The following is a 19,620-nucleotide window of genomic DNA, read 5'->3' as shown; positions in this document are numbered from 1 at the left end:
GGGGGATCTGTTAAAGGAACTGTGAGGGAGGATCGACACTCCCTTCCACTATCAATATATATCCCACTGGGGGCCTTGCGGCAAGGCCCGGGTAGTGCCGCAGAATGGCTCTTCCGATCCCGCACGACCGACTACGGGATCGGAACAGCCAGCGGAAGTGAGGGCACGTGCCAACCCAGGGATACGAAGAAGAACTGCGATCCGAGCGGAACTATGTGGAGGGGCTCTACGCGCGCCTCGATGCGGAGCGCGCCCGAGTCAAAGGCAGGTACAACACCGCTCTGCGCGGAAACGGCGATGCACTCATGGAACGCGACGCCGAGGTGCGCGCGCTTGCCAAAGAGGTGAAAAGGCTGGACGTAGCCGACAACGGACTGTGTTTCGGCCGGTTGGACTCGCTTTCGGGCGAGACCTCCTACATCGGCCGGATCGGCCTTCTCGATGCGGACAACGACTACGAACCGGTGCTGCTCGATTGGCGGGCGCCGGCGTCTCGCGCGTTCTACGTTGCCACCGCTGCCAACCCGGAGAACATGCGTCGACGCCGTCAGTTCCGCACCCGGAGTCGACGCGTGGTCGATTTCACCGACGAGGTACTCGGGCGCCCCGACGGCGTAGAACACGACACGCACAGCGATTCCGCCCTGCTCGCGGCAGTCAACGCACCCCGCGGTGAGGGAATGCGGGACATCGTGGCAACCATCCAGGCCGAACAGGACGACATCGTCCGACTCGAACACCCCGGGGTGCTGGTGATCGAAGGTGGCCCAGGTACCGGGAAAACCGTCGTCGCCTTGCACCGCGTCGCCTACCTGCTCTACACCCAGCGAGAGCGGATGGAACGTCACGGCGTTCTCGTGGTCGGGCCGAACCCGGCGTTCCTGAACCACATCGGCCGCGTACTGCCCTCGCTGGGAGAGTCCGACGTGGTGTTCATGACCACCGGTGATCTCGTTCCCGGTCTACGCGTCACCTCCGAGGACACTCCGGAGGCCGCTGGGCTCAAAGGTTCGCTGAAGATCCTGGACGTTCTCGGCGCAGCGATTGCCGATCACCAGCAATTGCCCGAGAACCCACTGTTGATCGAATTGGCGGACGTCACGGTGCGGATCGACGCCGAAACCGCGGAGTGGGCCCGAGAAGAAGCCCGTTCGAGCGGACTCCCCCACAACGACGCACGCACTGTGTTCACCGAAATCCTCACCTGGGCGCTGACCGAACGGGCGATAGCGCGGATCGGCAAGGGGTGGTTGACACGCAGTGACCGTGAAGCCTGGGAGCAAGTGCGGACGGACCTGACCGCAGAGCTGGTGGAAAGCAGCGCATTTACCGCGGCGCTCGACACGCTCTGGCCGATCCTGACTCCGAAAGAGCTACTGACACAGCTGTTTACTTCTCCCGCGCGACTACGCGCGGCAGGCGCGGACGAGAAGCTGCTTCGCCAGGACGGTGACGCCTGGACTGTCTCGGACGTTCCGTTACTCGACGAGTTGGTGGACATGCTCGGCCGGGACAAGCCCGTAGACCAGAGTGCCGAACGTGAACGCCGCGACGAGGCCGCGTATGCAGCGGGCGTGCTGGACATGATGATCAGCCGCGAGGATCTGATGGACGACGAGGACCACCTTCTCGCCCAGGACATGCTGTACGCCGAGGACCTGGCGGATCGTTTCGTCGAACGCGATACCCGGGAACTCGCCGAACGTGCTGCCGCTGACCGAGACTGGACGTACCGGCATATCGTGGTCGACGAGGCCCAAGAGCTGTCCGAGATGGACTGGCGAGTCCTGATGCGCCGTTGCCCGGACCGGTCTTTCACGGTGGTAGGTGATCTCGCGCAACGCCGTTCACCCGCAGGTGCCCGCTCGTGGGCGACGATGATGGAGCCGTACGTTCCCGGCCGCTGGATCTACCGATCCCTGTCGGTGAACTATCGCACCCCCGCCGAGATCATGAGCGTCGCCGCCGCCCTGCTCGCCGAGTTCGCGCCGGACGTGCAGCCACCCGAGTCCGTCCGCGCCTGCGGGATCGCGCCGTGGTCCAGACAAATATTCGCCGACGAACTAGCCTCCGCCATCGGCGAATTCAATCAGGACGAGGCCGGGCGCGAGGGTACGAGCATCGTCATCGGACCTGCGGACGTGCCGGGCGCTGTGCCTGTTTCGGAAACGAAGGGGCTGGAGTTCGATGCCGTGCTCGTCGTGGAACCGGAGCGAATCATCGCCGACCGCCCACGCGGCGCGTCGGAACTCTATGTCGCCCTCACCCGCGCAACCCAACGTCTCGGCGTCTTACACGAGGGGCCGTTGCCGCAGGCCTTGACCGGGCTCGTCCGGGCCGGAACGGCCACATCACCGCAATCGTTCGCGGCGAGCGATGGTGCTGTGTAGGCCTTCGGCAGCGGCGCGAACGTAAGGCACTTGGCTCTCGGGAACGAAGCGACTGGTGGGACCGGTGACGCTGATGGCGGCGACGGGTTTGTCGTTGGTCCCGAATACCGGCGCCGCAACGCACGCGAGACCCGGCGCTGATTCCTCGCGCTCGAACGCAATACCGGTCTCGACCACTCGGTTCAGTTGGGTATTGAGAATGCCGGGCGCAACAATTGTGTGCGGGGTTCGGCGCGTCATCGGTTCCGACAGCACCTCGCGACGAAACTCGTTGTCGGAGAATGCCAGGAGTGCCTTGCCGATTGCGGTGCAATACAGCGGTATCCGGCCACCGGTCCGGGACGGCGAGTTGGCTTGCCGGTGTCCGCCGATCTTCGCGACGTATACGACGTCGTGGCCGTCGCGGACCCCCAGGTGAACTGTCTCGTGGGTCCGCTCGTACAAGTCTTGGAGGAACGGCATCGCCATCTCCAGGAGGCTGCGTTCGAGGGAGGCGAGCATGCCGAGTTCGAAGAGGCCGCCGCTGAGCCGGTAGCCACCGTCGATTCGGTCGAGTAGCCGGTTCGCGACCAGTTCGTTGGCCAGGCGGTGCACCGTTGCCTTGTGCAGTCCGGTCCGTTGGACCAGGGTGGCGAGAGGCAACACGTGGTCGTCAGCCCGGAAGGCACGCAGGATCGTCACCGCCTTGCCGAGCACGGTGTCGAGGTTTGCGCCGCCAGTCACCTGCCCAGCGTATCGCTGAGTGAGACAGTTCCCTGGCGCAATCTCGGCGCCACGGCGAAAGTAATGGCCATGAGCCAGCCCACGAATACCAGTACAGCGAGCGAGACGGACATCTCAGCTGCTGCTGACCGCCTCGCAGCCGCCATCGCGAGCGGTACTCCCTGCGCACCGGTGCGCGATCTGATCGGCGCCGACGACCTCGTCGCTGCCTACGCTGTCCAGCGCCGCGTCGATGAAATCCGTCGGCAGGCGGGTGCCGTCGTCGTAGGCCGCAAGATCGGCCTGACCTCGGTGGCAGTCCAGCAACAGCTGGGCGTCGACCAGCCCGACCTCGGCGTTCTGTACGCCGACATGGAGTTCCCCGCCGGCGGCACCATCCCCATGAGTCGTTTGATCCAGCCCAAGGTCGAAGCGGAAGTTGCCTTCGTGCTCGGTGCCGACCTCGTGGACGGACCGCTGGACAGTGCGCAGGTGCGCGAGGCGATCGACTACGCCGTCGCAGCGATCGAGATCTGTGACAGCCGCATCGCGTCGTGGGACATCAAATTCGGTGACACCGTCGCCGACAATGCGTCCTCGGGCGTGTACGTCCTGGGAACCGAACGCCGCACCCTCGACGAGGTGGAACCCGCCGGCGTCGTCATGTCGATGTCCGTCGACGGCACCGAGGTGTCCACCGGCGTCGGAACCGCTTGCCTGGGCGATCCGATCGAAGCAGTCGTCTGGCTCGCCCGCACGGCACGCGAGTTGGGGCAGCCGCTGACTGCAGGCCAGGTGATCCTGTCCGGCGCACTCGGCCCCATGGCACCGGTCACCGCAGGCAACGAAGTCACCGTGACCGTCTCCGGGTTCGGTTCCGTCACCACCAGTTTTTCCAGCGAAGAGGACAACGCATGAGCAAGGTCAAGGTCGCGATCATCGGATCGGGCAACATCGGCACGGATCTGATGATCAAGGTGCTGCGCAACTCCGACTACCTGGAGATGGGCGCGATGGTCGGCATCGACCCGGCGTCGGACGGCCTCGCCCGCGCAGCGCGTCTGAACGTGCCGATCACGGCTGAAGGTGTCGAGGGTTTGATCGGTCTGCCGAACTTCGACGAGATCGAGATCGTCTTCGACGCCACCTCGGCAAAGGCTCACGTCGCCAACAACGCGCGGCTGGCTCCCCTCGGCAAGCGCATGATCGACCTGACGCCTGCCGCCATCGGCCCGTACGTCGTGCCGGCCGTCAACGCAGACGAGCACCTGGACGCACCCAACGTCAACATGGTGACGTGTGGTGGCCAGGCCACGATCCCGATGGTTGCGGCTGTTTCTCGGGTCGTCCCGGTGGCGTATGCGGAGATCGTCGCGTCCATCGCCTCGAAGTCTGCAGGTCCCGGAACGCGCGCCAACATCGACGAGTTCACCGAGACCACATCCGAGGCGATCGTTGCTGTCGGCGGCGCCCGCCGCGGCAAGGCCATCATCATCCTCAACCCCGCTGAGCCGCCGCTCATCATGCGCGACACGGTGTTCTGCCTCGTCGACGCCCCGGACCCGGCTGTTCACGAGGAGATCCGTCAGTCCATCGAGAAGATGGTCGGCGACGTCTCCGCCTATGTTCCGGGCTACCGCCTCAAGCAGGAAGTCCAGATCACCGAGATCCCGGCCGACCAGCCCGTCGAGACGTTGCTCGTCGACGGCAATCGCCCCACCCATCAGGTGTCGGTGTTCCTCGAGGTCGAGGGTGCTGCACACTACCTGCCTGCGTACGCCGGCAATCTCGACATCATGACGTCCGCCGGAATGCAGATCGCGGAGCGCATCGCCCAGCAGAAGGAAGCAACCAAGTGAGCAACCGCAAGATCTTCGTCCAGGACGTCACCCTTCGCGACGGCATGCACGCTGTCCGCCACCGTATTTCGCCCACCGACGTCAAGCGGATCGTCACAGCTCTCGATGCTGCCGGCGTCGACGCGATCGAAGTTGCACACGGTGACGGCCTCGCCGGCGGCTCGCTCAACTACGGCCCCGGCTCGAACACCGACTGGGAATGGATCGAAGCAGCGGCCGAGGTACTCGAGCACGCTCGTCTCACCACGCTGCTGCTTCCGGGTGTCGGCACGATCAGTGAACTCAAGCATGCTTACGACCTCGGTGTTCGCTCGGTTCGCGTTGCCACGCACTGCACCGAGGCCGACGTCTCCGCGCAGCACATCGAAACCGCCCGCGAGATCGGCATGGACGTCTCGGGCTTCCTGATGATGAGCCACATGGCGCCGGCCGAAGAACTGGCGAAGCAGGCCAAGCTGATGGAGTCGTACGGCGCGCACTGCGTCTACGTCACCGACTCGGGTGGACGTCTGGTGATGAACGACGTCGCGGATCGTGTTCGCGCATACCGCGACATCCTCGACGACGGCACCGAAATCGGTATCCACGCGCATGAGAACCTGTCGCTCTCGGTTGCCAATTCCGTTGTCGCAGTGCAGAACGGCGTCACCCGCGTCGATGCTTCGCTTGCCGGTCACGGTGCCGGCGCCGGTAACTGCCCCCTCGAAGCCTTCATCGCCGTCGCGAACATCGAGGAGTGGGAGCACGGCTGCGACCTGTTCGCCTTACAGGATGCCGCCGACGACATCGTCCGTCCGCTGCAGGATCGGCCGGTCCGCGTCGATCGAGAGACCCTCACGCTCGGCTATGCCGGCGTGTACTCGAGCTTCCTGCGCCACGCCGAGGCTGCTTCGGAGCGCTACGGAATCGACGTTCGCACACTGCTTCTCGAAGCCGGACGCCGCCGTCTGGTGGGTGGCCAGGAGGACATGATCGTCGACATCGCACTCACCCTTGCAGCGCAGGCAACAAAGGAAGCTGTCTGACGCGCTGCCGAGTTCGCTGATACCCGAGTCCCGCTCCCGTCTCCGGACGGGGGCGGGACTTGCCATTTCAGCCGAGAGAGCCCACCGACACGGCACTCGAAAAGCTGGCAAAGTTCGTCGCACGACATCTCTGACGCTCAGGGTAGAAACTTATCCGCTACAGACGAATTCAGGAAACCAGCTTCATCGATGCAAGACCTGCAGGGTGATACCTTCGATATGCTGAGCTCGTGGAACCTACCGAATACCGTGACGAATTGAGATCTGTCCTCGATACCGCGTCGGGGGTAGTGAGCGATCGACTGGCTGCGATCCACAACGCGGCAACCCCGCGCACCGAAGGGATCGTCATCGACGTCTCGCTCGACCAAGACGGCGAGGGAACATTCGGCGTCTGGGCACGATACGAGGGTCCCGACGCATTCAGTCTGAATCAGCAGATCGGTTACGAGAGAGAGCTATTCGGCGTGATCTGGGGCGAGGAGGGCTGGGAACCGCCGGTTCCGCATCGACCGCGAAAGTGGTCACGTGTGGAACTCGAGAAAGTGATCGTCGGTGTCGTGGCCAAATGGATCGACGGGCTCATTCCCTCGACCGCCACCGAACTACCCTGGGAAGTAACGACTCCCGACGGAACTGTCGACGCTGTACTCGTGGGCCCAGAGATCAGCCGTGGACATTCGCCTCGGTGAAAGCGCGGAAGCATCGGCGAACACGTTGCAGCGTCAGCGTCCGGTCGAACCGTCGATCAATTCGCGGAGGATGTCAGCGTGCCCGGCATGGCGTCCGGTCTCTTCGATCATGTGCACGAGCGCCCAGCGGACACTGGGAGCGGGTCGTTTCGCCCCCGGTCGCGGGATGGGCGCGGCAAGATCTGTGCATCCGTCGAGAACTGCGTTGGCGCGCTCGACCGTCTCGCGATAGCGACTGACGACACCGTCCACGCTGTCTTCCGATGACGGTTGAAACGTCGCTTTCCAATCCGTCACGTTTTCTGCAAGGAACATCGATCGTTCGACAAAGGTCAGATGATTGGCCAGCCCGAGCAAGGTTGTTCCCGACGGAACAATTGTGTTGCGCACCTGAGGTTCCGGAGCACCTTCGACCTTGGCGGCAATCGAATCACGGAGGTAGTCGAGAAACGCTCGTAGTGTGGCTGCCTCGCTATTCCCTGTCCGGGGGTGGTGGGGCATCTCGGCGGCTGCGACGCGAGGTTGCCATGGTGATTCTCCTTCCTCGGCGAAGAACGATGAAGAGGCTTCATTCCTGGATGGGCAGAACCGATCCTTCCGAACTCACTCCGATCCCGCATCAAATTTTGCCGTTACAGCAAAGACAACTTGGTTGCCGGTGTCAGCGTGCCGAGTTCAGGTCGCGCACAAGTTGGGGTCTCCGCCACTTGCCGACCTCGAAAGGCCACCGCCGCAGCGGATAGGCGAGACGAGCCACGAAGTAATTGACGTACTCGACGACGCCGAAAGCCCACACCGCCACGACGCCCACCGCCGCGCCGGAGTGATCTGGTAACCAGATGACAACGCCGAGAAGAGCTATCGCCAACAAGAGAACATCGAGGACCCGAAACACGCGGTAAAGCGCTGCGAGGCGGGCCGGCATCGGCTCCAACTCGACCCAGCCCCGCGCAAGCAGCCAATAGACACCTGCTTGCACGAGGATCACAAGCAGTGGGGCCAGCGCCGACCACAACGCCGCGGAGTCTCGCGAACCTTCGAGCCGGGGCATCACGACACCGACCGCCACAGCGGCAAATACGGCCGCGGCGGCCAGTTCGCCGAGGCCGAGGCTCAGGTACTTGCGTCTCAAACTCTGTCGCCGTTGATCCACCACGTAAGAACCCTATCCGTTGATCACCATCGCTTGCCACGTGGTGGTCGGACCGATTCTGCAGCGCGAGTGAGGAATACACTTCATCTCGACTTCGATCTCGAGCGCATGAGGCGTGGATCATCCTGGGACGTGCTGGCGGATCCGCCGGGAAACCTTTTCTGCGTGGGCGATCCGCACTAGCTGCGCCGTTGTCAGTCCCCGATGCGCGGTCGTTCGCGCCGACGTGGTCCTCGATCGCGCATCTCGAGAATCGCTGCTGCCGTGGACGCGACCGTCTTGTCGTCGTCGTGGGTGATCCTGGCGAGCGCTTCGCGTGCTGCCGCGCCGGGAATCTCGGCGAGCGCCTGCGTAATTCGCAACCTCGTCGGGGCGTCGTCAGTGCCGTCGAGCCTTGCCTGCACGGCATCGACGACCTCGCCGCTTGTAGGTGAGTGCTCAGCGAGAAGACCGAGCACCTCGCCTGCCTCGACGTCGCGCCGCCCGTCTGCGACCATCTCGAGGAGAGCTGGCATCGAGACAGCCTCTCCGCGAGATCCGAGGGCGAGAGCGGCGTCGGCGCGGACTATCGCGTCCGAATCATCGAGAGCTCGCTTCAGAGACCGAGTTGCTTCCTCGGTGTTGATCCCGGATATGGCCGACGTCGCGCGGCGTCGAACCTCGACGTCCTCCGATTCGAGCCCCTTCGTCAGACCTGCAAGGCCCGCACCTTCGGTCCTCGCCAACGCCCACTGCAATGCTCCCGTCACGTTGGCATCCCTCTCCGACAGGATGGCCTCGACGAGTGCGTCGACCGGCAATGCCGCATTTGCGTCCTGCGACAGAATCGCTTGCTGACGGTGGGCGGCGAACTCGGATTCGAGTGCACGCAACAGCGAGACCATGCGCAGGACGTCGTCCCACTCCGAAGGGGCGGTGGCGTCGACCCTTTCGAGTTTGGTCAGCAATTCCTCCTCCGCCGCGATCCGTTGCCGAGTGTGTTGCATGAGTTCACCCACCAAATCGGCCGGTGCGAAGTCTGGTTCGTCGAGGGCACGCTTGGCCTCGTTCAACGAGAGCCCCAATGTCCTCAAGCTCTCGACGTGGAAGAGGCGACGGATGTCGTCAGCGGAGTACTCGCGGTAGCCACCGGACGTGCGGCCCGTCGGCTTCACCAGCCCCAAAGTGTCGTAGTGACGCAGCATCCGTGTGCTGACACCACAACGCCGCGACACCTCGCCGATCAACATCCGTCTCCCCTTCCTACGCGTCCGGGCCGATTGCCGCGACGCGCTTCGCCAACTCGTGTGAGAGAGCGAATCCACCGTCGGGGTCGTGCCAGAGTTGCTTTGTAGCATCAGCATGCGCTCGGACACGCGGAATCGGGCTCGTACCGGCCGCGTCGAGCACCGGGAGGACGGCCTCGCCGAGCCCGGTCAGGGCGCGGCTCAGACTGAGCTGCATCTGCAGTTCACCCCGCCCGAGCTCTGTGGCCAGATCGGCCGCGAGTGCGCCCTCGTCTCCCGCCGGCACGAGAGCCACAGCCGCGCGCCACGCACTGCGCGCAACCTCGTCGTCCTGGTCGTGGACCAGCGCAGAGACCTCGGGCCACGCGATCGGATCGCCGATCTTGGACAAAGTGTGGAGCGCCTGACTGCGGGCTTGCGAGCCATCGGACCCGAGCTCACGGATCAGCCTCGGCACCGTGATTTCAGCCGGCAAGCGGCACAACGCCCAGGTCAGCATGTCGCGGACGAAGAAGTCCGGCTCGACGGCGCACCGATCGATCAGGGCATCCGTCAACTGAGGATCCGGGCGTGTGCCGACCGCAAGCGCGGCGCGCAGTCGAACCGAGGGATCGGCTGCGGCCAAGGCGTCGACGAGGTGGGCATTCTGCCCACCGTGGTTGGTTGTGTTCACGACAACCACCTCCTTCACCGACCAGTGGAACCCTTGTCACTGTGTCAAGGTCAAGCGTCACTGCCTCCGACACGTGAAATGTCGCCTCGGATCACACGCCGGTTGTCGATCCTGGCCGAAAGATCATCAGCACGACGACAACGACCCAGAGCAGATTGAAGATTCCCGTCGCGGTGCCCAGCCGACGGGTGAGCCGCGTTGCGACGTCCACAACGGACCCGGTTCCTTCGATCGCCGCCATTGTCAGCCGTTGGGCGGGAAGCACCACCGCGGTGAGTATCACGGCGGCAACGACGGTGAGTGCGATCGAGGTGAGGATCCACAGGTCACCGAGCACTCCGAGATTGACGGCGGTGGCGACACCGAGCATCGGAACGACAATGCCGATCGTGGCATACACCCGAACGATGCGATGCAGCATGCCCGTCGTCGCAACACTGGCGCTGTCCGGATCGGCGAGCGCGGCGCGGCTCGCCACCGGGAACATACTCGCTGCCACAGCGACGGGGCCGATGGCAAGAATCGCCGCAATCACATGGAGGGACAGCAGGATTCCGGTCATGGGATTTCTCGCGTTTCGGTACGCTCAAGCGTATTCACGCGGCGTCCGGGGCGAAGGTGATTACAGGCTCGGCGCCCTTGGCCGACCACACCGTTCCACGACGCTCGTAGTCGAAGAGCGCTTCGACCTCGAGACTTATCCGGGGCCCGAGGCATCGTTCCAGCAGATACAGGCCCAGGTCGAGACCGGATGTCACACCACCGGCGGTGATCAGGTCACCGTCGTCGACGATTCGCGCCTGGATCGGAATTACACCGCCGGCCGCCAATGCGTCCACGGCAAGATGGTGCGTCACGGCGCGACGCCCTTCGAGAAGCCCCGCCATCGCCAGCGCCAATGATCCTCCACAGACGGTCGCAACGAGAACACCAGGATCGTCGAGTGCACGGCGCATCATGACAGGCAGTTCGGTTTCCGTTGTGGCCGCGAGCCTTTCCGGCAAGCTGGAACCCGGCTGGTCCGCATTGGGTTCGAAGAGACCCGATGCTCCGGGAACGACGATCAGATCCGCGTGTTCGACATCGAGGGTTGCAGTGGCGGTCATCTCGAGTTCACCACTTCCGCTCACGACGGTCCGAGGCCCCTCCGCGCTGACGAGTTCGACACTCAACGCCCCACCGCTGGCGAGACCCCCGGCGTAAAGCACCTCGTACGGACCCACGACATCCATGGGATCGAATCCGTCGAACAACACGATCTGCGCGTGCACTGCAACCTCCGATTTTGTGCGACGCGCTCCTGTGCACGTCGCTGTTCCCACGACAGTAGGAGGAAGTTGACCTCTATGGCGACGGCTGAAAGCCAACCTTCGACGGCTTTCAGCCAACCTCACACATTCTGTGAAATACCAGTTGAGAGGATATTTCAAGACACGAGATCACCGAATCTCGCGCCACATACGCTACGTTTCAGACATGCATGACGTTGCAGTTCTCGCGTTGCCCGGGGTGGTGCCGATGGACCTGGCGGCACCCCTCGAAGTCTTCGGACGATGCAGGCTCCCCTCGGGTGCACCGGCGTACCGGACCTCCGTGTGCGCGCTCACCGAGGAGGTGGAGACCGGAACGTTCACGATGCGAGTACCGCACGGACTGTCACGTCTCGCCCAGGCAAGCACGATCATCATCCCGGGCACCGCCGATCTCGACGTGCCGATCGACCCCGAGATCATCGACGCCCTCAGAACTGCCGCGGATCGCGGCACGCGCATCGCCTCACTGTGCGTCGGTGCATTCACACTCGCCGACACAGGCTTGCTCGACGGACTTCGCGCGACGACGCACTGGGCGGCTGCGTCGGAGTTGGCGCGTCGGCACCCGGCCATCGACGTCGATGCCGCTGTTCTCTACGTAGACAACGGGCACGTCCTGACTTCCGCCGGCGCCGCGGCCGCACTCGACCTGTGTCTGTACATGGTCCGTCAGGACTACGGGTCCGCGGTCGCCGCCGACACGGCGCGGCTGAGCGTGATGCCGCTCGAACGTGCCGGAGGGCAAGCACAATTCATCGTCCACGAACCTCCCGTGCCCAGCGGGACAACCCTTCGGCCGCTACTGAACTGGATGGAAGAGAACCTCGGGGAGCAACTCGACATCACGACAATCGCAGCCAAGGCAACGATGAGCACTCGCACGCTCAACCGCCGCTTCCAGGAACAAATCGGTACGACGCCGTTGCAGTGGCTCCATCACGCGCGGCTCCGTCAAGCGCAATTTCTGCTCGAGACCACCGACCACTCCATCGAACGTGTTGCGGGACAAGTCGGATTCAATGCCGTCACCACGTTCCGCGAACGCTTCCGAGACTTGGTCGGCACCAGTCCACAGCGATACCGGACGCAGTTTCGAACGTCGCGCTAGCTGACCTACTTCTCGCTCTGTCGACGCACCATCTCCGAGATCCAGATCGGCGCAAACGGCGAGGTGCAGTTCGGGGGAGTCGGGTAGTCCTCGAGCACCCGCAGACGTTCACCGATGTCGATTGCGCGGGCCCGGTACTCGGCATGTTCGATCCCGATCTGGGCCAGGCAGTGGTTCATCGCCCATTGCAGGCGATCAGGGGCATCCTTCATCTCCGCCTCGATGACGTCGAGCAATCCTGAAAGATCAAGGCCCTCGGGCTTCTTCGCTACGCGCTCGGTAGTCAGGGCCCAACCGGCGCTCGCAACCACGGGATCGGAGTCGGCGGTCCAGGCCACCCGCAAATCCTCCGCGTGCGGGTTCTTCTTCACCACGTAGTTGACGAGCCAGTCATGCACCTTGGGAGTACGAGCCTCACGCAACATGACGTCCAACTCGTCACGCCCGAACGCCTTCGGGCGACAGATCAAGAGGGCAAGCAGCCTCGCTGCAGTATCGCCCGTCGCCCAAAGTTGTTGTGCAAGTTCCTGCTGAGTCTTCAGTCGCTTCGCGACTGCCCGCAGTTTTGTCAGGTTCACACCGTGATCGTCACCGTGCTTCTCGTTCACTGCGCGCACCTTCGGATCCTCGAGCGCAGCCAACTCGTCCATCACCGCGGCAACCGTCGATTCAGCCACGTCGTCCTCCAGTCACTACTTCTGCGATTCACCTACTGGCAAGTCACCTACTGCAAGTCACCTACAAGGAAAGCACGGGACGGCACGCGTCGACGCATCCACGTCCGACCCGTGTTTGAAACTTCGACCAATGGGTACATGTCTGCTCCTGAGGTGGCGGCACGTCACCATGAAGACAGGACGAACCTTGCATATGCGACGCGCCGCGGGTGCCGAGAACGTGGACGAAACCGCAGGCGGAGATGAAGGCGGCAGTAAGAATGTTCTCACTCGGGCTATAACCGGCCCACTCCTTTTCGTGTTCATCCTCGGAGACGTCCTGGGCGCCGGTATCTACGCATTGGTGGGCGTCATCGCCGGTGAAGTTGGTGGAGCCGTCTGGGTACCACTGCTCGTAGCGCTCGTCATGGCATTGCTGACAGCAACGTCGTATGCCGAACTGGTCACCAAATATCCGCGAGCGGGCGGTGCAGCAGTATTCGCCCAACGGGCGTATCGGAAACCGCTGATCTCATTCCTCGTCGGCTTCTCGATGCTGGCGGCCGGTGTCACGAGTGCAGCAGGACTCGCCCTCGCATTCTCGGGTGACTATCTCAAAGCCTTCATCGACGTCCCGACCGTTCCAGCCGCGCTCGTCTTCCTCCTCCTGGTGGGGCTTCTCAATGCCAGAGGCATCAAGGAGTCGATGCGCGCAAATGTCGTCATGACAGTCGTGGAGGTCACCGGCCTCGTCATGGTTGTCGTCCTCGCCTGCGTAGTTCTCGGGCACGGCGACGGAACCTTGAGCCGTGTCGTGGAGTTCGACGACAGTCGATCGCCTGCACTCGCCGTGTTGGCAGCGGCGCTCCTCGCGTACTACTCGTTCGTCGGCTTCGAAACGTCGGCGAACGTCGCCGAAGAAGTGAAGAACGTGAGCAAGGTCTACCCACGCGCACTGTTCGGAGCCCTGTTGACCGCGGGCGCCGCCTATGTCCTTGTCGGCCTGGCTGTCTCGGTGGTGCTGCCCGCCGACGAGCTCGCCGCGTCCTCCGGCCCCTTACTGGCAGTGGTGTCAGCCGCCGACATCGGTGTTCCGCCTCGCCTGTTCAGCCTGATCGCTCTGGTAGCCGTCGCCAACGGCGCACTGCTGACAATGATCATGGCAAGCAGGCTGACGTACGGAATGGCGTCGGAAGGGTTGCTCCCCAGCGCATTCGCGCGCGTGCTGCCGCGGCGCCGGACCCCCTGGGTGGCGATCATCGCAACCACAGCCGTTGCCATGGCTCTCTGCGTCACCGGATCGTTGTCAGCCCTGGCAGAGACGGTGGTACTCCTGCTGCTTTTCGTATTCATCAGCACCAACATCGCGGTCCTGGTTCTGCGTCGTGACGCAGTGCAACACAGCCATTTCCGGACACCGATCATCTTTCCGATCCTCGCCCTCGGTACGTGCGTTGCGTTGCTCACCCAGCAGAGCGCCGCAACGTGGTTGCGCGCATCATTACTCTTGGCGGTCGGAGTAGTGCTGTACGCCCTCTCCCGCCGTCGATCCACGAAGTAAGGTGCGATGTTCGAAAGGGGGTGTGATGACCGACAGTTCTGATACACCAGATGTAATTCAGCGTCGAGAGCGAAAGATCAACAGGCGAACCCTGACGTACGGCCTGTCCGTCGTTCTGGCTACCGCGGCACTGGTTGTCGCGATCGTGTGGTTGGGCTCCCGGCGGGGCGAATGCTTCGGTACCGACACCTTGCTGTGCTCACAGAAAGATCGCCGACTGGCCGTCTTCGTCCCGAGCCTCATGCTGCTACTCGGCTCCGTAGGCGCGTTCTTGCGAGCCTCCCTGCGATTGCACCGTCTGCGGCGCCTCTACATCCGGCCGTACATGGCGTGGCTCCTGACGGGGCTCACCCTGGTGTACCTGGCGGGAGCCTTCATCTTTATCGAGGGCAATATTCTCTGAATACATCTGTTCGGCAATCGGATTCACAGACCGAAGCGGTAGCTGTCGTTCAGAATCGTGTGTCGTCGATGGCAGTAAGGACCACTTCTCGAACCGATGACGAAGACGACAGATTCGAGATGGAGCGCACGGTATCCACGACGTCGTGCACGGGAACCAGAGACCCATCTCCGCGGGCAGCAGCGATGTCTCGGGGCACATCGAGTCCATCTTCCGTGTTGAGATATCCGAGGTGAAGGACCGTCACTGCGAGTCGGTCCTTCCGGTAGCCCTCTCTCAACGCGTCGGCAATGCCGTTGATCGCGGACTTCGATGCGCCGAACGCAACTTCCGGCCTACCGCTTCGCGGGAGCCCCGAGGTAGAACCGGTCAAGAAAATCCGAGGCCGAGGACGCCCGATCATCCGTGGGATCAGGCGCTTCGACAAAAGGATCGTGCCGGTGATGTTGGCGTTGATCATTTCCAGCATTTCGACGTCGGATTGATCTGTGAACGCATAATCGGAAGTGAAGGCGTCCCCTTCCCAGATTCCGACGTTGCAAATCATGGTGTCTACACCTCCGACAAGCTCCTGGTCGATCGAGTTCGCTGCCGCAACAGGGTCGGTCAGATCTGCTTCGATCCACTCGGAGACGTCGAACCCGTCAGGGCGCCGACGAGAAATACCGACAACGTCGTGACCATCGCTCCTCAAGCCCTCGATCAATGCACGACCAAGTCCCCGGCTCGCGCCGACAATAACTACCCTCGCCACAATTGCACCCTTCTGCCCGCTCTGTTCACATCCAATGGATGACACGACACATTCATGCACGCCGAAATACGTTGCCCTCGAGCGTGACAACGGCACCGGCCGCAACGAGCCGCTGAAGGTGCAGCTGCGCAGTTCGTCGTTCGACTGCATCGACGTACGGCGCGTTGACGTGCGGACGGTAGACGAGGCGATGCGCGACGATGTCTTCCAACTGCCTTGGTTCACCGAGAAATTGGACGAGTCTTTCTTCGCGGCTGAGCAGTTTGTCGCGGTAGGCGGTCAGCCGGCGACGGAACTCGTCGCTGCCTTCGACGACGCCCTTTTGATGGAAGGTGCCGTACCACCGAGCGTCGATGCCCGCGGCGCGGTCGATGGAGGCGAGGAAGTCGTCGACGCTACTGCCCAGGTCGCCGTACATCGGGCCGAAGGAGGTGAGATCGATGTCGGCGACATAGAAGAAGCCGTCGGGCTCGATGAGGAGGCCACAATGTCCGGGAGTGTGACCAGGTAGGTGAATGACCGTCGCCGTGCGGTCTCCGAGGTCGAAGACGTGGCCGTCGGCGATCCCGGAAACGTCATCGTGCGTCGGGGGAATGCCGTACTGCGCTGCTATTGAATGTTCGACCTCAGCTCGCTCCTCGGGGCGGAGGCCGTAATTTGTGAGCATCGTGTCAAGGGAGGCGACCGACGGCGCGTCGAGGTTGTGCGCGTACGTCGGTGCTTGAAAATGCCGGAGACCGGCAACGTGGTCCTCGTGGCCGTGACTGATGAAGACGAGGTCTGCGCCCACGGGATCTCGGTCGAGGGAGAGGGACGGGTCGATCACCAGCGTGCGTTCGGATCCGTGCACGACCACGGTGTTTCCGAAGGGGACGGTCCCACCGTTCTCTGGTACCAGCACTGAGACTTTGCCAAATTCTCTGGGTGTGAACATCTCTCGCTTCTCCCTGCGGCCATCGGGTAGTGAAGTTGCAGATCTCGAAGCAATCGAAGGTATCGCTGACAGAGACCTCAGCCAGTATGCATGGCCGGGTCAGCGGGCCGTACGCGGATCATCCTGGACTACCCGGTGAGCTCGTCACGAGCAGCGACAAGGACTTCCTCGGAGAGGGACGATCCCTTGGTGGCTCGCGAGAGGACCAGAGCGCCGATCATGGTCGAGAGACGCACGAGCCCGTCATGCTCCTCATCCGCGAGCGCCTTGGCAAAATCACCGACCCCCTCGACGTACACCCGACGGGCCTCACTGTCTGCAGGCTCGCGTGCCATGTCGGCGGCGAGGGCAGCGGCGGGACATCCGTCTGCCGGATTGTCGCGATGCTCCACGGAGAGGTAGTTGTCGATCAGGGCTTGTCGAGCCTCGTCACGCTGCCCTGCATGCCTTTCGAGACCTGCTGCGTGCAGCTGCGCCAGTTCGGCGAAGGCATGAGTGGTCGCTTCGTCGATGAGCGCGTCCTTGGACGCGAACTGCTTGTAGAAACCACCGTGGGTCAGCCCCGACGCCTTCATCAAGTCGGCGACACTGAGGTGAGTGCCCTTCTCTCGGAACAGACGAGCTGCGGTTTCCACGACGCGCCGACGGTTCTCTTCCGCTTGTTGCTGCGATACGCGGCCCATCACAACGCCTTCCAGTTTGGATTTCACTTGACATCTATCCTAGCTCACACTTAGATTTGATTCATAATCTAAATGTCATCGACAGTCACAACCCTGGGAGAATCATGGACCTGAACAAGACGGTTGCGGTCGTCACCGGAGCCAATCGCGGACTCGGCCGCCATCTGGCAGCAGGGCTCGTCGAGCGCGGCGCAAAGGTGTACGCGGCTGCCCGCAATCCGGAAACTGTCGATCTGCCCGGCGTCATCCCCCTGAGGTTGGACGTGACGGATGCCGAATCGATCACCGCCGCAGCGCAAATCGCATCGGATGTGACCTTGGTGGTCAACAACGCCGGAATCTCTACCTCGGCGCCCTTGATCGGGGGCGACATCGATGACGTTCGCCGCGAGATGGACGTCAATTTCTACGGCCCGCTTGCCGTGACCCGGGCGTTTGCTCCGGTCGTCGAAAACAACGGAGGCGGAACAGTACTCAACGTTCTTTCGGTGCTGTCCTGGTTCCATCCGGCTGCGCTCGGGTCTTACGCGTCATCGAAGGCAGCGGCGTGGGCGATGACCGACGCCGTTCGAGAAGAACTGGCGCCGCGGGGAATCGCCGTCTCGGCACTGCACGTTGCATACATGGATACCGACATGGCTGCGGGCGTACCGGCCGAACAGAAGATCGATCCGGCCGATGTCGCGGCGCAGGCCCTGGACGGCATCGAACGTGGGCTGGCAGAGATCCTCGCCGACGACACCACCCGGTATGTCAAGGGGAGTCTGTCGTCGTCGAAATCCGAGTAACCAAGGGACTGTTGACGAGTGACACTCATCCCACCGTTTTGAGACTCGCCAATCTGCCCAGGATCGGTGCCCGCCAAGCCGCGAGGTCTTCCGGACCGTTTTCTTCCCACAACTCGTACAACTCCGACGTGTCGCTGTCTGCGACGGCACGCTCGAGTGCGGTGAGGACCCATGCCTTCTGCTCCGGACTCAAGGTTCCGGCGTACCCGGCGGCATCAATCTCGGCCAGCTGCACAGGCGCCGGCGCAACCCCGTGCGCAACCGCAAGGATCTCGGCGACGGCAATAGCTGTTTGAGCATCATCGGCATCGAGGTAGCCGTCGTCGGGGTGGAGTGCGTAATCGTCGATATCGTAGTCACCCGCCTGTACCGCGCTGAGCAGGTCGCCCGCTACGTCGTTGTCGAAAGGTCCTGAACCCCAAGTCCCCATGCTGTCTCTCCGATCCGTACCCGCGTCATCTGTCGTAACGATATTAGTGAATCACCGGCTTCGGCGAGGATCCTCGGGCTGGAAGTACTGCGTTCGCCGGAAATCGACATCAGCGCAACGGCACGCGAATGATGCGGTCATCACCGGGGTTGGGGTCGCCGCGTCCGTCGGTGTTGTTCGTCAGTATCCACAGCGACCCGTCCGGTGCGACTACAACATCACGGAGGCGCCCGTATTCGTCGACGAATTGCTCGTCGGCGGTCGCGGGATCGGTCAAGGGCACCGTGCGGAGTCGCTCACCACGAAGATTGGCGATGTAGATCGTGCCGTCGTGGATGGCGATTCCGCTGGGGCTGGCATCGTCAGGTGACCATTGTTGGAGCGGGTCGATGAATCCGTCTTCACCCGCAATCCCTTCGACCTCGGGCCACCCGTAGTTTCCGCCTGCTTCGATCTTGTTGAGCTCGTCCCAGGTGTCCTGCCCGAACTCGCTGGCGTACATCGTGCCGTCCTCGGTCCAGGCAATGCCCTGGGAGTTGCGGTGGCCGTAGCTGTAGACAAACGAGTTCGGAAATGGATTATCTAGCGGCACATCGCCATCCGGAGTCATTCGAAGGATTTTCCCGGACATCGAGTCGAGGTCCTGAGCTCTGTCTCGACTACCGGCATCACCGACGGTCACGTACAGCATCCCGTCCGGGCCGAACGCGATGCGACCACCGTTGTGGTAGTTGGCCGAAGCGAGCCCGTCGAGAATCGTCTCGGCCGGCCCGAGCGCGAATTCCCCCGGAGCACCGATGATGTCGAAGCGTTCGATCCGGTTCTCCCCGTTCGCGGTGAAGTACACATACAGGCGGTTTTCACGTACTGCGATCCCTAGTAAACCGCCCTCACCTCTGGGGCTGACGCCGTCGACGACTCCCACCTCGCGGCTGTTTCCGCCGGCGTCGAGTTCGAGGATTCGCGCGCTGTCGCGCTCACTGACAAGTGGTGTGTCGCCGTGGAATGCGATCGACCAGGGCGCGTCCAAGCCGTCGGCGACGGTCTCGGGTTCACCGAAGGCCGCGGCGGGCGCCAATCGTGTTGTCGTGCTTGCCTGCGGACGGGGCCCTTCAGGATCCTCGCTACCGCAGGCCGTCAGGAAGGCCGAGACGAGCACGGCGGCGCCCAGTCCTCGGATCTGTCGTCGTGTCATGGGCGCGTCTCCCGGGTTCAGGCAGTCTTTGCGCCGACGGTAGCGCGCAATCGGCCACACCGGGAGTCCCTTCGA

Annotated in this window: 21 protein-coding genes and 1 pseudogene; 9 read left to right on the top strand and 13 right to left on the bottom strand. The window is 63.1% G+C overall.

Annotated elements, in window-relative coordinates; all coding sequences use genetic code 11:
* Positions 1 to 167 precede the first annotated feature (167 nt).
* Positions 168 to 2,390: an RNA polymerase recycling motor ATPase HelR gene (helR, locus tag R4P70_RS01050; protein ID WP_317830240.1), complete on the top strand. Its 2,223-nt coding sequence runs from the start codon at positions 168 to 170 to the stop codon at positions 2,388 to 2,390.
* Here helR and R4P70_RS01045 read toward each other — a convergent pair.
* On the bottom strand, positions 2,352 to 3,113 hold the full coding sequence (locus R4P70_RS01045; RefSeq protein ID WP_020909647.1) for an IclR family transcriptional regulator: 762 nt from the start codon (positions 3,111 to 3,113) through the stop codon (positions 2,352 to 2,354). The two genes, helR and R4P70_RS01045, sit on opposite strands and share 39 nt — an antisense overlap.
* A gap of 69 nt (positions 3,114 to 3,182) precedes the next feature.
* Here R4P70_RS01045 and R4P70_RS01040 point away from each other — a divergent pair, with 69 nt between their 5' ends.
* The 4 genes from R4P70_RS01040 (at position 3,183) to R4P70_RS01025 (ending at position 6,668) form a co-directional block, all read left to right on the top strand.
* Positions 3,183 to 4,010 (top strand): 2-keto-4-pentenoate hydratase, encoded by an 828-nt coding sequence (locus R4P70_RS01040; protein WP_024487713.1) that lies wholly within the window; start codon positions 3,183 to 3,185, stop codon positions 4,008 to 4,010.
* Positions 4,007 to 4,951: an acetaldehyde dehydrogenase (acetylating) gene (locus R4P70_RS01035; protein WP_020909649.1), complete on the top strand. Its 945-nt coding sequence runs from the start codon at positions 4,007 to 4,009 to the stop codon at positions 4,949 to 4,951. Before R4P70_RS01040 ends, R4P70_RS01035 begins: the two co-directional genes overlap by 4 nt.
* Complete coding sequence (gene dmpG / locus R4P70_RS01030; protein ID WP_020971280.1) at positions 4,948 to 5,976, top strand: 4-hydroxy-2-oxovalerate aldolase; 1,029 nt, start codon at positions 4,948 to 4,950, stop codon at positions 5,974 to 5,976. The genes R4P70_RS01035 and dmpG overlap by 4 nt, the downstream gene beginning before the upstream one ends.
* A 230-nt stretch (positions 5,977 to 6,206) precedes the next feature.
* Positions 6,207 to 6,668: a DUF6389 family protein gene (locus R4P70_RS01025; protein ID WP_070385078.1), complete on the top strand. Its 462-nt coding sequence runs from the start codon at positions 6,207 to 6,209 to the stop codon at positions 6,666 to 6,668.
* A 33-nt stretch (positions 6,669 to 6,701) separates the two neighbouring features.
* On the opposite strand, the pseudogene R4P70_RS01020 reads toward R4P70_RS01025, so the two are convergent.
* The 6 genes and pseudogenes from R4P70_RS01020 to R4P70_RS00995 all read right to left on the bottom strand — a co-directional run bounded on the left by R4P70_RS01020 (position 6,702) and on the right by R4P70_RS00995 (position 10,991).
* Positions 6,702 to 7,197 (bottom strand): annotated as a pseudogene (locus R4P70_RS01020) (DinB family protein).
* A gap of 132 nt (positions 7,198 to 7,329) precedes the next feature.
* Complete coding sequence (locus R4P70_RS01015; RefSeq protein WP_317559094.1) at positions 7,330 to 7,824, bottom strand: hypothetical protein; 495 nt, start codon at positions 7,822 to 7,824, stop codon at positions 7,330 to 7,332.
* A gap of 191 nt (positions 7,825 to 8,015) precedes the next feature.
* Positions 8,016 to 9,050: a HEAT repeat domain-containing protein gene (locus tag R4P70_RS01010; protein WP_019745968.1), complete on the bottom strand. Its 1,035-nt coding sequence runs from the start codon at positions 9,048 to 9,050 to the stop codon at positions 8,016 to 8,018.
* A 13-nt stretch (positions 9,051 to 9,063) separates the two neighbouring features.
* Positions 9,064 to 9,729: a HEAT repeat domain-containing protein gene (locus R4P70_RS01005; protein WP_317830728.1), complete on the bottom strand. Its 666-nt coding sequence runs from the start codon at positions 9,727 to 9,729 to the stop codon at positions 9,064 to 9,066.
* Positions 9,730 to 9,811: 82 nt separating this feature from the next.
* The gene (locus tag R4P70_RS01000) at positions 9,812 to 10,282 is read right to left on the bottom strand and encodes a DUF2269 family protein (protein WP_308371560.1); all 471 of its coding nucleotides are present in this window, start codon (positions 10,280 to 10,282) and stop codon (positions 9,812 to 9,814) included.
* A gap of 34 nt (positions 10,283 to 10,316) precedes the next feature.
* Complete coding sequence (locus R4P70_RS00995; protein ID WP_021333271.1) at positions 10,317 to 10,991, bottom strand: DJ-1/PfpI family protein; 675 nt, start codon at positions 10,989 to 10,991, stop codon at positions 10,317 to 10,319.
* Positions 10,992 to 11,196: 205 nt separating this feature from the next.
* Here R4P70_RS00995 and R4P70_RS00990 point away from each other — a divergent pair, with 205 nt between their 5' ends.
* Positions 11,197 to 12,141 (top strand): GlxA family transcriptional regulator, encoded by a 945-nt coding sequence (locus R4P70_RS00990; protein ID WP_019745972.1) that lies wholly within the window; start codon positions 11,197 to 11,199, stop codon positions 12,139 to 12,141.
* A 5-nt stretch (positions 12,142 to 12,146) separates the two neighbouring features.
* Here R4P70_RS00990 and R4P70_RS00985 read toward each other — a convergent pair whose 3' ends face one another.
* On the bottom strand, positions 12,147 to 12,818 hold the full coding sequence (locus R4P70_RS00985; RefSeq protein ID WP_080910254.1) for a DNA alkylation repair protein: 672 nt from the start codon (positions 12,816 to 12,818) through the stop codon (positions 12,147 to 12,149).
* 169 nt (positions 12,819 to 12,987) lie between these two features.
* On the opposite strand from R4P70_RS00985, the gene R4P70_RS00980 reads away from it, so the two are divergent.
* Together R4P70_RS00980 and R4P70_RS00975 are read left to right on the top strand one after the other, a co-directional pair.
* The gene (locus tag R4P70_RS00980) at positions 12,988 to 14,358 is read left to right on the top strand and encodes an APC family permease (RefSeq protein ID WP_411742453.1); all 1,371 of its coding nucleotides are present in this window, start codon (positions 12,988 to 12,990) and stop codon (positions 14,356 to 14,358) included.
* Between the two features lie 25 nt (positions 14,359 to 14,383).
* Positions 14,384 to 14,761, top strand: a complete 378-nt coding sequence (locus R4P70_RS00975) for a hypothetical protein (protein WP_020971303.1) — start codon at positions 14,384 to 14,386, stop codon at positions 14,759 to 14,761.
* Positions 14,762 to 14,810: 49 nt separating this feature from the next.
* Here R4P70_RS00975 and R4P70_RS00970 read toward each other — a convergent pair whose 3' ends face one another.
* The 3 genes from R4P70_RS00970 to R4P70_RS00960 all read right to left on the bottom strand — a co-directional run bounded on the left by R4P70_RS00970 (position 14,811) and on the right by R4P70_RS00960 (position 17,159).
* Complete coding sequence (locus tag R4P70_RS00970; RefSeq protein WP_317830239.1) at positions 14,811 to 15,515, bottom strand: SDR family oxidoreductase; 705 nt, start codon at positions 15,513 to 15,515, stop codon at positions 14,811 to 14,813.
* A gap of 52 nt (positions 15,516 to 15,567) precedes the next feature.
* Entirely contained in the window at positions 15,568 to 16,449 is an 882-nt protein-coding gene (locus tag R4P70_RS00965; protein ID WP_317830238.1) for an MBL fold metallo-hydrolase, read from the bottom strand.
* A 128-nt stretch (positions 16,450 to 16,577) separates the two neighbouring features.
* Positions 16,578 to 17,159, bottom strand: coding sequence for a TetR/AcrR family transcriptional regulator (locus tag R4P70_RS00960; protein WP_317830237.1), 582 nt, complete (start codon positions 17,157 to 17,159; stop codon positions 16,578 to 16,580).
* Between the two features lie 77 nt (positions 17,160 to 17,236).
* Here R4P70_RS00960 and R4P70_RS00955 point away from each other — a divergent pair, with 77 nt between their 5' ends.
* A complete protein-coding gene (locus R4P70_RS00955) occupies positions 17,237 to 17,920 on the top strand; it encodes an SDR family oxidoreductase (RefSeq protein WP_317830236.1) in 684 nt (227 codons plus the stop codon).
* 25 nt (positions 17,921 to 17,945) lie between these two features.
* On the opposite strand, the gene R4P70_RS00950 is transcribed toward R4P70_RS00955, so the two are convergent.
* Positions 17,946 to 18,350 carry a DUF4259 domain-containing protein gene (locus R4P70_RS00950; RefSeq protein ID WP_153212879.1) on the bottom strand — a complete coding sequence of 135 codons (405 nt, stop codon included), beginning with the start codon at positions 18,348 to 18,350 and terminating at the stop codon, positions 17,946 to 17,948.
* A 109-nt stretch (positions 18,351 to 18,459) separates the two neighbouring features.
* Positions 18,460 to 19,545 carry a PQQ-dependent sugar dehydrogenase gene (locus tag R4P70_RS00945; RefSeq protein ID WP_317830235.1) on the bottom strand — a complete coding sequence of 362 codons (1,086 nt, stop codon included), beginning with the start codon at positions 19,543 to 19,545 and terminating at the stop codon, positions 18,460 to 18,462.
* Between the last annotated feature and the right edge of the window lie 75 nt (positions 19,546 to 19,620).

The sequence above is a fragment of the Rhodococcus sp. IEGM 1241 genome, assembly GCF_033142365.1.
In the GTDB taxonomy this organism is placed as follows: domain Bacteria; phylum Actinomycetota; class Actinomycetes; order Mycobacteriales; family Mycobacteriaceae; genus Rhodococcus_F; species Rhodococcus_F erythropolis.
Note: the sequence above shows the minus strand (reverse complement) of the source record. Positions and strands in the feature narration are given on the sequence as shown.

Bases quoted from the DNA above. Each gene is read 5' to 3' on its own strand.
- R4P70_RS01040 (WP_024487713.1), top strand. From the start codon at position 3,183: ATGAGCCAGCCCACGAATACCAGTACAGCGAGCGAGACGGACATCTCA.
- R4P70_RS01035 (WP_020909649.1), top strand. From the start codon at position 4,007: ATGAGCAAGGTCAAGGTCGCGATCATCGGATCGGGCAACATCGGCACG.
- R4P70_RS01010 (WP_019745968.1), bottom strand. From the start codon at position 9,050: ATGTTGATCGGCGAGGTGTCGCGGCGTTGTGGTGTCAGCACACGGATG.
- R4P70_RS01000 (WP_308371560.1), bottom strand. From the start codon at position 10,282: ATGACCGGAATCCTGCTGTCCCTCCATGTGATTGCGGCGATTCTTGCC.
- R4P70_RS00990 (WP_019745972.1), top strand. From the start codon at position 11,197: ATGCATGACGTTGCAGTTCTCGCGTTGCCCGGGGTGGTGCCGATGGAC.
- R4P70_RS00980 (WP_411742453.1), top strand. From the start codon at position 12,988: ATGAAGACAGGACGAACCTTGCATATGCGACGCGCCGCGGGTGCCGAG.
- R4P70_RS00975 (WP_020971303.1), top strand. From the start codon at position 14,384: ATGACCGACAGTTCTGATACACCAGATGTAATTCAGCGTCGAGAGCGA.
- R4P70_RS00965 (WP_317830238.1), bottom strand. From the start codon at position 16,449: ATGTTCACACCCAGAGAATTTGGCAAAGTCTCAGTGCTGGTACCAGAG.
- R4P70_RS00955 (WP_317830236.1), top strand. From the start codon at position 17,237: ATGGACCTGAACAAGACGGTTGCGGTCGTCACCGGAGCCAATCGCGGA.
- R4P70_RS00950 (WP_153212879.1), bottom strand. From the start codon at position 18,350: ATGGGGACTTGGGGTTCAGGACCTTTCGACAACGACGTAGCGGGCGAC.
- R4P70_RS00945 (WP_317830235.1), bottom strand. From the start codon at position 19,545: ATGACACGACGACAGATCCGAGGACTGGGCGCCGCCGTGCTCGTCTCG.